We start from the raw sequence: 12,250 nt of genomic DNA on the forward strand, positions 1-12,250 counted from the left end.
GGACGGAGGAACTCCCACTCCTCATCGGACAGTTCATGTCGACGTATCACCCGACCATGATCCACTACTCAAGATCAATTGAAGACACGACCTAGGGGTGCGAGGAACGGCGCGGGTAACCGAACGGGACCCGCACACGGCACTTCACGCGGGCCCCACCCCCCCCGGCACGGGACCCGCGTGGGCAGCTCAAGACCGGCCCCGCGTCGCGGACCACGCCAGCCCCCGCTCGCTCAGGGGCGCGGGGAACTGCGCGGGCAACCCGCTGCGACCCGCACCCGGCAGCTCACCCACGCCACCCCCCCGCCCGCCGCCACCCCCACCAACTAACCCCCGCCCAACCCCATTTGGGCTAATCGTGTCGGCGGCTCGTGGAGCGTGGTGTGCTATTGACTTGACCATGGACTGTCATAAGCCTGGCATCTGTTCGCCGCAGTGGCGAACTACTGCAAGGGGGGCTCATGAGACGAAGAGCGAGATCGATCCTCGCTGCCGGCGCACTCCTGCTCGGTGGAGTGGCCGTCGCACCCATGGCGCAGGCGGAACCAGGCGCCGCGGCCGACCCGGGCGCGGACGAGGTCAAGGTGTTCCGCGCGGACGTCACGAAGGAGCAGGTACCCCTGCTCCTCGCGGCGGGCCAGGACGGCCACGAGCTGAGTGAACGCGTACCGCAGAAGGGCACGGCCGACGTCGAGGTCTACCTCACCGACAAGCAGGCCGACCAGCTGGAGGACCAGGGCGTCGACCTCGCCGAGCACAAGCTCTCGGCCAAGGCACGCGCACGCGTGGCCGCCGCGGGGGACGGCGTCTTCCGGCCGTACAGCGGCTCCGGCAACCTCAAGGAGGAGATCGTCAGGACGGGACAGCAGAACCCGAACCTGACGAAGGTCGTCTCCATCGGCAAGACCCTCCAGGGGCAGGACATCCTGGCCGTCAAGCTCTCCAAGGGCGCCAAGAAGACCAAGGACGGCGCCAAGCCCTCCGTGCTGTACATGTCCAACCAGCACGCCCGTGAGTGGATCACGCCCGAGATGACCCGGCGCCTGCTCCACCACTACCTGGACAACTACGGCAAGGACCGGCGCATCACCAAGCTCGTGGACTCCACCGAGCTGTGGTTCGTCCTGTCCGCCAACCCGGACGGTTACGACTGGACGTTCGAGGCGGAGGGCGACCGGCAGTGGCGTAAGAACGTGCGGGACGTCAATGGCGACGGGGCCCTGACCGTCGGCGACGGCGTCGACCTCAACCGCAACTTCGCCTACAAGTGGGGATACGACGACGAGGGGTCTTCGCCGTATCCGACCAGTCAGACCTACCGCGGCGCGAGCCCCGGCTCCGAGCCCGAGACCAAGGCGATCGACGCCTTCGAGAGGCGCATCGGCTTCGAGTACGGCATCAACTACCACTCCGCCGCCGAACTGCTCCTCTACGGAGTCGGCTGGCAGGTGGCGACCCCGAGCCCCGACGACGTGCTCTACAAGTCCCTCGCCGGGACCCCCGAGAACTCGGCGATCCCCGGCTACCACCCGCAGGTCTCCTCCGAGCTCTACACGACCAACGGCGAAGCCGACGGACACGCGTCCAACGTCAACGGCACGGCGATGTTCACCCCTGAGATGTCGACCTGCCAGACCGTGTCGAACCTCTACCCGGACGATCCCTGGAACGCCGCGGACTGCGCGTCGGTCTTCACCTTCCCGGACGACGAGAAGCTGATCCAGGACGAGTTCGTCAAGAACATTCCGTTCGCGCTCTCCGTCGCCGAGGCGGCGGCCAAGCCCGACCGGCCGAAGTCCTCGGTCGGCATCGACGCCCCCGACTTCACCCCGGCACCCTTCGCCACCTCGTACTCCCGCGGCGCCGACCAGGAAGTCTCCGTGGTCGCCCGCAGGTCCGTACGCGACAAGGAACTGAGGTACCGCGTCAACAACGGCCGTACCAAGGACCAGGACCTCAGGGCCTGGAAGGGCGGCGAGACCTACGGCGGCGAGGACAACCTCTACTTCGACGAGTACCGCGCGAAGGTCCGGGACGGGGCTCCTGGCGACAAGGTCGAGGTCTGGTTCACCGGCAAGACACGGAGTGGAAAGCCCACCTCCAGCACGCACTTCACGTACACCGTCGCCGAACGGCCGCGCGCCGACACGCTGGTGATCGCCGAAGAGGGGGCGGCCACCACCAAGGCGCAGACCTACGTCGACGCCCTGAAGGCCAACGGCCGCAAGGCCGTCGTCTGGGACGTCAGCACCCAGGGCGCGCCCGACGCGCTCGGGATCCTCGGCCACTTCGGGACCGTCGTCCACCACACCGGCGCCGACCGGCCCGGGTACACCACCCAGCTGCAGCTGCGCGCCTACCTCAACGAGGGCGGCAAGCTCATCGAGGCGGGCGAGCAGGCGGGCGGCCAGGTAGCACTGCCGGGCGCCCTGACCAACGACTTCAGCCAGTACTACCTGGGCGCCTACTCCCGTACGACGACTCCGGACGCCGGCGCCTTCACCGGCTCGGGGAAGCTCGCGGGCGCCGGGGGACCGCTCGGCGACACGCCCGGCAACCCGCTGAACGCGGCGGGCGCCTACAGCGTCACCTCGGACACCCTGCCGGCCGACCGGTACCCGCAGTTCGCCAGCGCGGGCGCCGGGGCCTACCCGGGCACCGTCAACCCGTACGGCCCCTACGAGGGCGCTTCCATGGCGGCCGTCACGCACACCGACTACGCCTGGAACCGGCTCACCCGCACCATCGACCTCACCGGGGTGAGCGCGGCCGACGCGCCCGCCCTGCGCACCCAGCTCCTGTGGGACACCGAGGAGGGCTACGACCACGCGGTGCTTGAGGCGCACACGGCCGGGGCCGACGACTGGACCACGCTCCCCGACAAGGGCGGCGCCACCAGCACCGCCGTACCCGCCGAGTGCGAGGCCGGGTTCTTCATGCAGGGGCACCCCGCCCTCGCGCGTTATCTGACCCGCGGCGCGACCGCGTGCACCCCGTCCGGTACGAGCGGCTCCTGGAACAGCTTCACCGGCGCTTCCGCGGGCTGGCAGCAGGTCGAGTTCGACCTGTCCGCGTACGCCGGGAGGACGGTGGAGGTGTCGATCAGCTACATCACCGACCCGGGCTCCGGCGGACACGGGGTCCTCGCCGACAACGCCTCCGTGGTGACCGGCGGCACGGCCGGTGCGACCGAGGGCTTCGAGACGTCCCTCGGCGCCTGGAAGGTCTCCGGGCCGCCCGCGGGCAGCCCCGCGGTCGTCCAGGACTGGGGCCTGTCCGGCGAGCTCTTCAAGACGTACGGCGCGATCACCACCCGTGACACCGTGCTGCTCGGCTTCGGCCTGGAGCACGTCACCGCGGCGGCCGACCGCACGGCCCTGCTGGGCAAGGCACTGGCCGCGCTGCGCGGCTGACCCGTCCCGCGAGGGCACCGATCCCGGGGGCGATTCCATGAGCCGTCCCCGGCGCGGTTCCCAGGGCGGTTCCTGGGGCGGTCCGTACCCCTACTGGCGGGTACGGACCGCCCTGCCGTGTATGGGGCATCTCGATGTCACTCCGGGAGCCTCGGAGAGGTAGGGTCGTAGGCGGTCGGGGACATCCCATACAACTCGCCGGCGTCAACAGCCGGCGTACCTAACGAGGAGATCGGTTCGTGACGATCCGCGTAGGCATCAACGGCTTTGGCCGCATCGGTCGTAACTACTTCCGCGCGCTGCTGGAGCAGGGTGCAGACATCGAGATCGTGGCTGTCAACGACCTGGGTGACACCGCGACCACCGCGCATCTGCTCAAGTACGACACCATTCTGGGCCGTCTCAAGGCCGAGGTGTCGCACACCGCCGACACGATCACCGTCGACGGCCACACCATCAAGGTGCTGTCGGAGCGCAACCCCGCCGACATCCCGTGGGGCGACCTCGGCGTCGACATCGTCATCGAGTCGACGGGCATCTTCACCAAGAAGGCCGACGCCGAGAAGCACATCGCGGGCGGCGCCAAGAAGGTCCTCATCTCGGCTCCGGCCAAGGACGAGGACATCACCATCGTGATGGGCGTCAACCAGGACAAGTACGACGCGGCCAACCACCACGTCATCTCGAACGCCTCCTGCACCACCAACTGTGTGGCGCCGATGGCCAAGGTCCTCGACGAGAACTTCGGCATCGTCAAGGGTCTGATGACGACGGTCCACGCGTACACGAACGACCAGCGGATCCTGGACTTCCCGCACTCGGACCTGCGCCGCGCCCGCGCCGCCGCCGAGAACATCATCCCGACCACCACGGGTGCCGCCAAGGCCACCGCGCTGGTCCTCCCGCAGCTCAAGGGCAAGCTCGACGGCATCGCGATGCGCGTCCCGGTCCCGACCGGCTCCGCGACCGACCTGGTTGTGACGCTGCAGCGCGAGGTCACCAAGGACGAGGTCAACGCCGCGTTCAAGAAGGCCTCCGACGACGGTGACCTCAAGGGCTACCTGACCTACACCGAGGACCCGATCGTCTCCTCGGACATCGTCGGCGACCCGGCCTCCTGCACCTTCGACTCCTCCCTGACCATGGTCCAGGACGGCACGTCGGTGAAGATCCTCGGCTGGTACGACAACGAGTGGGGCTACTCCAACCGCCTCGTCGACCTCACGGTCTTCGTCGGCGAACAGCTCTAGGTCCAAGAAGCAAGGCACCTCGTGTGAGCACAGGGCCCGGGCAGCGCAGAGCCGCGCACCCCGGGCCCTGTGGCACGTGCTGAGCGATCAGCCCTCTCTCGGACAAAAGAGCTTCCCTAGGAGTCCACTCATGAAGACGATCGACGAACTTCTCTCCGAAGGGGTCGACGGCAAGCGGGTCTTCGTGCGCGCCGACCTGAACGTGCCGCTGGCCGACGGTCTCATCACCGACGACGGCCGCATCCGCGCCGTCCTGCCGACCGTCAAGGCCCTCGCCGAGGCCGGTGCCAAGGTGATCGTCGCCTCGCACCTGGGCCGCCCCAAGGGCACCCCGGACCCCGCCTTCTCGCTGCTGCCCGCCGCCGAGCGGCTCGGTGAGCTCCTCGGCGCGCCCGTCGCGTTCGCCCAGGACACCGTCGGCCCCGCCGCCCACGACGCTGTGAACGGGCTGCAGCCCGGCCAGGTGGCGGTCGTCGAGAACCTGCGCTTCAACGCCGGCGAGACGTCCAAGGACGACACCGAGCGCGGCGAGTTCGCCGACCGGCTGGCGGCCCTGGCCGAGGTCTACGTGGGCGACGGTTTCGGTGCCGTGCACCGCAAGCACGCCTCGGTCTTCGACCTCCCGGCACGGCTGCCGCACTACGCCGGCTACCTCATCGCCACCGAGGTCGGCGTCCTGAAGAAGCTCACGGAGGACGTCCGGCGTCCCTACGTGGTCGCCCTCGGCGGCTCCAAGGTCTCCGACAAGCTCGCCGTCATCGACGAGCTGCTGGGCAAGGCCGACCGGCTCCTCATCGGCGGCGGCATGGCCTTCACCTTCCTCAAGGCCAAGGGGTACGAGATCGGTGCCTCCCTGGTCCAGGACGACCAGCTGCCCACCGTCAAGGAGTACGTCGAGCGCGCCGAGAAGAACGGCGTCGAGCTGGTCGTCCCCGTCGACGTCGTGGTCGCGGCCGGCTTCCCCGACCTGAAGACCAAGGAGCCGTCCGACCCCACCACCGTCGCCGCGGACGCCATCCCGGCCGACCGGATGGGCCTGGACATCGGTCCCGAGACAGGTGCCCTGTACGCCTCGAAGCTCGCCGACGCGGCCACCGTGTTCTGGAACGGTCCGATGGGCGTCTTCGAGCACCCCGACTACGCCGAGGGCACCAAGGCGGTCGCCCAGGCCCTGCTCGACTCCCAGGCCTTCACGGTCGTCGGCGGCGGCGACTCCGCCGCGGCCGTCCGCATCCTGGGCTTCGACGAGAACGCATTCGGCCACATCTCCACCGGTGGCGGCGCCTCCCTCGAATATCTTGAGGGCAAGACGCTCCCCGGTCTCGCCGCACTGGAGGACTGACCCCGTATGACCACTCGCACGCCGCTGATGGCGGGCAACTGGAAGATGAACCTCAACCACCTTGAGGCCATCGCCCATGTCCAGAAGCTCGCCTTCGCCCTGGCCGACAAGGACTACGACGCCTGTGAGGTCGCGGTCCTGCCGCCCTTCACGGACCTGCGCTCGGTACAGACCCTGGTCGACGGCGACAAGCTCAAGATCAAGTACGGCGCCCAGGACATCTCGGCGCACGACTCCGGTGCCTACACCGGCGAGATCTCCGGCTCGATGCTGGCCAAGCTCAAGTGCACGTACGTGGCGATCGGCCACTCCGAGCGCCGCCAGTACCACGCCGAGACCGACGAGATCGTCAACGCCAAGGTGAAGGCCGCGTACAAGCACGGCCTCACCCCGATCCTGTGCGTCGGCGAGGAACTGGACGTCCGCGAGGCGGGCAACCACGTCACGCACACGCTCAGCCAGGTCGAGGGCGGTCTCAAGGACCTCCCCGCCGAGCAGGCCGAGTCGATCGTCATCGCGTACGAGCCCGTCTGGGCCATCGGCACCGGCAAGGTCTGCGGCGCCGACGACGCCCAGGAGGTCTGCGCGGCGATCCGCGGCCAGCTCGCCGAGCTGTACTCGCAGGAAGTGGCCGACGCCGTCCGGATCCAGTACGGCGGCTCGGTGAAGTCCGGGAACGTCGCGGAGATCATGGCGAAGCCCGACATCGACGGTGCGCTGGTCGGTGGCGCGGCGCTGGACGCCGACGACTTCGTCAAGATCGTCCGGTTCCGCGACCAGTAGAGCGTGCTCCGGATGTGAAGCGCCGAGCTGCGAGTATGCGGTAGCGGTGTTACGTCGTACCCTTGCGGGGGCCGGGCGGCTTCGTACCCGAAGCACCGGCCCCCGTCGTCCGTCCAAGAGTCGTCCGTCCAAGTCCGAGGAAGTTGGTCCAGCCGTGGTTATGGGGTTCTCGATCGCCCTGATCGTCTTCAGCCTGTTGCTGATGCTGCTGGTGCTGATGCACAAGGGGAAGGGCGGCGGCCTGTCCGACATGTTCGGCGGCGGCATGCAGTCGTCCGTCGGCGGTTCCTCGGTCGCCGAGCGCAACCTCGACCGCATCACCCTCGTGGTCGGCCTGCTGTGGTTCGCCTCCATCGTGGTGCTGGGCATCCTGATGAAGGTCAACAACTGACCACCGGCCGACGCCGGCACCGCAGCACGAACGCACATTACGCAAGCACATTCCGCACGTAAGGCCCCATGTCCGGTACGCGCCCGCAGGCGCGGCCTATCATGGGGCTTGCGTCTGTGCGCGGGGGTGTAACTCCTATCACTGGACGCGCGTTGGGCCTTACGTAGACTGAGGCGCCCGCAGCGAAGCGTCACGCCGACTCGCTTCGCGGCACCATCACGCAGGGAGTTACGACCGTGGCAAGTGGCAACGCGATCCGAGGAAGCCGGGTCGGGGCGGGGCCGATGGGCGAGGCCGAGCGCGGCGAGTCCGCGCCCCGGCTGCGCATCTCCTTCTGGTGCTCCAACGGGCACGAGACGCAGCCCAGCTTCGCCAGCGACGCGCAGGTCCCCGACACCTGGGACTGCCCCCGCTGTGGCTTTCCCGCCGGACAGGACCGGGACAATCCGCCCGCCCCGCCGCGCACCGAGCCGTACAAGACGCACCTCGCGTACGTACGGGAGCGGCGCAGCGACGCGGACGGCGAGGCGATCCTCGCCGAGGCGCTCGCCAAACTGCGGGGCGAGATCTAGGAGCGACGCGCACCCCAGGAGCGGCGCGAGATCCAGGAGTTGCGAGCCGGCCGGACACCGAAAGGTGTCCGGCCGGTCGTGTCTCGTGCCGGACGCTCTTTTTTCGCGGCGTATTTTCCGTACGCCCGAGGTTGTTCGGCTTCTCCCTCGCCGTGCTGACACCTGCGGGTGAACCGCACGTATCTGTTGTTGAGCCGGACGACGGCGGGACGACAACTCGCGTCACCCTGCTCCATTAGGTTGGGACCGTTAGCGGGGCAAGGCACGCGGCACTGGCAGGAAAGAGGCGGAAGTCCGAGATGAACGCAGAAAGCCGTACGAGGCTCAACCAGACGCCCGAGTGGACCGCTCTGGCGGAGCACCGGGAGGAACTCGCCGAGGCGCACCTGCGCGAGCTGTTCGAGCGGAACCCGGGACGCGGCGCCGCATACACGCTCCAGGTGGGCGATCTGCACGTCGACTACTCCAAGCACCTGGTCACCGACGAGACGCTGCGGCTGCTGCGTGAGCTGGCCGCGGCGACGGACGTGTCCGGTCTGCGGGACGCGATGTTCCGCGGTGAGCGGATCAACACGACCGAGGACCGGGCGGTCCTGCACACCGCGCTGCGCGCTCCGCGTGACGCGGTCGTCGAGGTCGACGGCGAGAACGTCGTACCGAAGGTGCACGCGGTCCTCGACAAGATGTCCGGCTTCTCCGAGCGCGTCCGCTCGGGCGAGTGGACCGGGCACACCGGCAGCCGCATCAAGAACGTGGTCAACATCGGCATCGGCGGCTCCGACCTGGGCCCGGCGATGGCGTACGACGCGCTGCGCGCCTTCACCGACCGGGGTCTGACGGTCCGGTTCGTGTCGAACGTCGACGGGGCCGACCTGCACGAGGCCGTACGGGACCTGGACCCGGCCGAGACCCTCTTCATCATCGCCTCGAAGACCTTCACCACCATCGAGACGATCACCAACGCGACCTCGGCGCGCGACTGGCTGCTGACCGAGCTGAAGGCCGGTCAGGAAGCCGTCGCCAAGCACTTCGTGGCGCTGTCGACGAACGCGGAGAAGGTCGCGGACTTCGGCATCGACACGGCCAACATGTTCGAGTTCTGGGACTGGGTCGGCGGACGCTACTCGTTCGACTCCGCGATCGGCCTGTCCCTGATGATCGCGATCGGCCCGGACCGCTTCCGGGAGCTGCTCGACGGCTTCCACCTGGTCGACGAGCACTTCCGCACCGCGCCCGCCGAGTCCAACGTGCCTTTGCTGCTCGGACTGTTGGGCGTCTGGTACGGCAACTTCTTCGACGCGCAGTCGCACGCGGTGCTGCCGTACTCGCACTACCTCTCCAAGTTCACGGCCTACCTCCAGCAGTTGGACATGGAGTCCAACGGCAAGTCCGTGGACCGCGACGGACACCCCGTCGAGTGGCAGACGGGGCCGGTGGTGTGGGGCACGCCGGGTACCAACGGGCAGCACGCGTACTACCAGTTGATCCACCAGGGCACGAAGGTCATCCCTGCGGACTTCATCGGCTTCGCCGAGCCGGTCGCCGAGCTGAGCGACGGGCTCAAGGCCCAGCACGATCTGCTGATGGCCAACTTCTTCGCGCAGACGCAGGCGCTGGCCTTCGGCAAGACGCCGCAGGAGGTGCGGGCGGAGGGCGTGGCCGAGGAGCTGGTGGCGCACAAGACGTTCGCGGGCAACCACCCGACGACGACGATCCTCGCGCGCGAGCTGACTCCGTCGGTTCTCGGTCAGCTGATCGCGCTGTACGAGCACAAGGTGTTCGTGCAGGGCGCGATCTGGCACATCGACTCCTTCGACCAGTGGGGGGTCGAGCTGGGCAAAGTTCTCGCCAAGCGGGTTGAGCCGGCGCTCACGGAGGGGGCTGACGTTCCTGGCTTGGACGAGTCCACGAAGGCGCTCGTGAGCCGGTACCGGGCGCTGCGCGGGCGCGGCTAGCGCCGGGGGTGGAGGCGGGGCCGGCATTTCACCTGCGGCTCGGTGGGGGCTTGTCGCGCAGTTCCCCGCGCCCCTCAAAAGCGGGGCTGCGCCCCGGCTTTTGCCCTTCAGGGGCGCGGGGAACTGCGCGGCCAACCCCCACCGGCCCGCACTACACGTCCGGCCCAAGCCCCGCAGGGGGGCGCGGGGAACTGCGCGACAAGCCCCCACCGGCCCGCACGATTCGCATCGGTCCGAACCTCCCCGCTCAGGCCACCGCGCTCAGCGTGTCCGCGAGGCGGCGGTGGGCCGCGCGGGACGCCGGCAGCGCGGCGAGCGCGGCGGCGCCCAGGACGGCGGCCGTCGCGAAGAGCGCGAGGAGCGCGGGCGACGGCCCCTGCGCGATCCCGGCGCCGATGCCGCTCGACCTGCCCTGCGCGTCGATCAGCCAGTGCGCGAGCGGCACCCCCAGCGCCGTGCCGACGACGACCGCGGCCAGCGCCGTGCACCCCGTGGCCGTCACCGTGATCGCGGTGATCTGCCGCGGGGTCAGCCCGATCGCCTTCAGCGCCAGCAGATCCCGCTCCCCCTCGCGGACCGTCCCGCCGATCGCGGTGAGCAGTTCGATGAGACCGATCAGGGCCAGCACGGCGATGAGGCCCACGACGACCCCGCGCAGCGGCGAGAGCCCGTCGGCCGGGTTCGGCACGGCGTGCGCGCTGAGACCGCCGTGCGCGGCCTCGGTCAGCTCGGCCCCCACCCGGTGCGGGTCGGCGCCGGGACGCAACTGGAGCTGGTAGAGCGCCGCTTCGAGCCCCGGGTCGTTCTCCCGGAGGGTGTCGAGCGAGGTGGAGATGACCCGGCCGCCGTTCTCCGGCTCGATGCTGCGCCCCACGATGTGCAGGACCTGCGGCTGCGCGCCGACCGTCATCCGCACCCAGTCCCCGACCCGTACGTCCAGCAGGTCGAGCAGCCCCTGACCGGCCACCGCCTCGTCGGGGCCGCGCGCGGGGCGGCCCTCGGCCAGCGCGAACGGATAGGGGTCCTCGCGGGTGCCGAGCCCGCGCAGCGCGATCGTGCCCGTCTGGCCCGGGACCAGCGCGGCCACCTCGACGCCCGGATGGACCGCGGCGACCTCGGGATCGCGGGCCAGCAGGGCCCGTACGTCCGGATCGGTCAGGGAGTCGTCGGCCCGTACGGTGAGCGCCGCCGCGAGGCCGATCCGGTCCGGGCTGTGCTGGAAGCGGTCGATGGTGGTCCAGGCGCTCATGGCCACGACGATCAGCAGCAGCGGCAGCGCGAGCCGGGCCACCGCGGCGAGCGAGCGCGGCCGGCGCGTGAACGCCTTGTGCCAGCCCAGGACCAGCGCCGACGGCAGCCGCAGTCCGAGCGCCCCGCGCGACAGCCCGGACAGCCCGCCGCCGAGTGGTGCCGCGGCCCGCAGCCCCGGCACCGGAGGCACCTGTCCGGCGCGCCAGGCGGCGAGTCCGGTGGTCGCGGCGATGAACAGCACCGCCGCCAGGGGTACGCCGAGGAGCGCGGGCGTGTGCCCCGGCAGGCCCTGCCACACGCCGACCGCGTCCCCGAGACGCCCCGGTGTCCGGCTGCCCAGGGCCTGGATGAGGGCCGCGGCGAGCACGGCCCCGAGGAGCGCGAACGCCACATGCTGGAGCAGGAAGATCCGTACCACCTGGGCCGGGGTGAAACCGATCGCCTTCAGCACCGAGATGTCCCGCAGGTGACCGCGGATCCGGGTGCCGATCGCCCCGTGCACGGCCAGCGCGGCGGCCAGCAGGGCCGCCAGGCCGAACAGGCCGAGGACCTGGCCGAGCAGCCGGTTGCCGCCCTGCGCCTCGGCACGGGCCTGCTGCCAGTGGGAGACGTCGGTGACGGCCTTGGCGCCGAGGAGGGTGACGGCGCGCTGCACGGCGTAGTCCGTGTCGTCGGGGTCGGTCAGCCGCAGTCCGGTCACCTGGCCGCCGCGCCCGTCGGCGCTCCGCACGACGGCGGGGAGCGCCCAGACGAGGCCCGGCCGCTCGCCGGGGCGGTAGCGGGGCTCGGCGCTGTCCGCGATGCCCAGGACGGTCAGGGTCCGGGTGGCGCCGGGCACGGTGAGCGTGTCCCCCGGCTCGGCCCACAGCGTCCGCGCGAGGCCGCTCTCCAGCACCACACCGTCCGGGACACCGGAGTCGAGCCAGCGGCCCGAGGTGAGCAGCGGACGGCCGGTCGCAGGGCGGTCGACGGTGCCGCGCAGCTCGACGGAGGCGCGGGTGCCGCGCGAGGCGAGGGTCGCGGCGGCGGTGGGATACGGGCCCGCGACGGACGCGACACCGTCCAGCTCGGTGAGTCCGGCCGCGTCGGCGGAGGGGCCGGTGTGGATCCACACGTGCGCGCCCTGCGACTGGGTGAAGACCCGCTGCCAGGGGTTGGTCGCGTAGCCGAACAGCGCCGTGGCCAGCAGCAGCGAGGCGACGATCCCGGCGGTGGCGAGCACGATGAACAGTGCCTCGCCGCGATGCGAGCGCAGATCGGCGTGCGCCCAGCGCAGAGTGGCCCGCACGCCGC

The 12,250-nt window shown here is 70.3% G+C and carries 8 protein-coding genes; 7 read left to right on the forward strand and 1 reads right to left on the reverse strand.

Features of this window, described 5'->3' with window-relative positions; all coding sequences use genetic code 11:
* Positions 1–461 precede the first annotated feature (461 nt).
* From ACH4DZ_RS39300 to pgi, 7 genes are all read left to right on the forward strand, one after another.
* A complete protein-coding gene (locus ACH4DZ_RS39300) occupies positions 462–3,413 on the forward strand; it encodes a M14 family zinc carboxypeptidase (protein ID WP_398293682.1) in 2,952 nt (983 codons plus the stop codon).
* 239 nt (positions 3,414–3,652) lie between these two features.
* Positions 3,653–4,663 (forward strand): type I glyceraldehyde-3-phosphate dehydrogenase, encoded by a 1,011-nt coding sequence (gene gap, locus ACH4DZ_RS39305; protein WP_398293684.1) that lies wholly within the window; start codon positions 3,653–3,655, stop codon positions 4,661–4,663.
* Between the two features lie 130 nt (positions 4,664–4,793).
* On the forward strand, positions 4,794–6,005 hold the full coding sequence (locus ACH4DZ_RS39310; RefSeq protein ID WP_398293686.1) for a phosphoglycerate kinase: 1,212 nt from the start codon (positions 4,794–4,796) through the stop codon (positions 6,003–6,005).
* 6 nt (positions 6,006–6,011) lie between these two features.
* Positions 6,012–6,788, forward strand: a complete 777-nt coding sequence (gene tpiA / locus ACH4DZ_RS39315; RefSeq protein ID WP_398293688.1) for a triose-phosphate isomerase — start codon at positions 6,012–6,014, stop codon at positions 6,786–6,788.
* A 160-nt stretch (positions 6,789–6,948) separates the two neighbouring features.
* The gene (gene secG, locus ACH4DZ_RS39320) at positions 6,949–7,179 is read left to right on the forward strand and encodes a preprotein translocase subunit SecG (RefSeq protein ID WP_384809574.1); all 231 of its coding nucleotides are present in this window, start codon (positions 6,949–6,951) and stop codon (positions 7,177–7,179) included.
* Positions 7,180–7,415: 236 nt separating this feature from the next.
* Positions 7,416–7,751 (forward strand): RNA polymerase-binding protein RbpA, encoded by a 336-nt coding sequence (locus ACH4DZ_RS39325; protein ID WP_010352468.1) that lies wholly within the window; start codon positions 7,416–7,418, stop codon positions 7,749–7,751.
* Positions 7,752–8,050: 299 nt separating this feature from the next.
* A complete protein-coding gene (pgi, locus tag ACH4DZ_RS39330; protein ID WP_398293690.1) occupies positions 8,051–9,706 on the forward strand; it encodes a glucose-6-phosphate isomerase in 1,656 nt (551 codons plus the stop codon).
* A gap of 247 nt (positions 9,707–9,953) precedes the next feature.
* On the opposite strand, the gene ACH4DZ_RS39335 is transcribed toward pgi, so the two are convergent.
* Positions 9,954–12,245 (reverse strand): FtsX-like permease family protein, encoded by a 2,292-nt coding sequence (locus tag ACH4DZ_RS39335; RefSeq protein WP_398293692.1) that lies wholly within the window; start codon positions 12,243–12,245, stop codon positions 9,954–9,956.
* Between the last annotated feature and the right edge of the window lie 5 nt (positions 12,246–12,250).

This window comes from Streptomyces sp. NPDC017991, assembly GCF_044328075.1.
Classification (GTDB): domain Bacteria; phylum Actinomycetota; class Actinomycetes; order Streptomycetales; family Streptomycetaceae; genus Streptomyces.

Bases quoted from the DNA above. Each gene is read 5' to 3' on its own strand.
- ACH4DZ_RS39300 (WP_398293682.1), top strand. From the start codon at position 462: ATGAGACGAAGAGCGAGATCGATCCTCGCTGCCGGCGCACTCCTGCTC.
- ACH4DZ_RS39310 (WP_398293686.1), top strand. From the start codon at position 4,794: ATGAAGACGATCGACGAACTTCTCTCCGAAGGGGTCGACGGCAAGCGG.
- tpiA (WP_398293688.1), top strand. From the start codon at position 6,012: ATGACCACTCGCACGCCGCTGATGGCGGGCAACTGGAAGATGAACCTC.
- secG (WP_384809574.1), top strand. From the start codon at position 6,949: ATGGGGTTCTCGATCGCCCTGATCGTCTTCAGCCTGTTGCTGATGCTG.
- pgi (WP_398293690.1), top strand. From the start codon at position 8,051: ATGAACGCAGAAAGCCGTACGAGGCTCAACCAGACGCCCGAGTGGACC.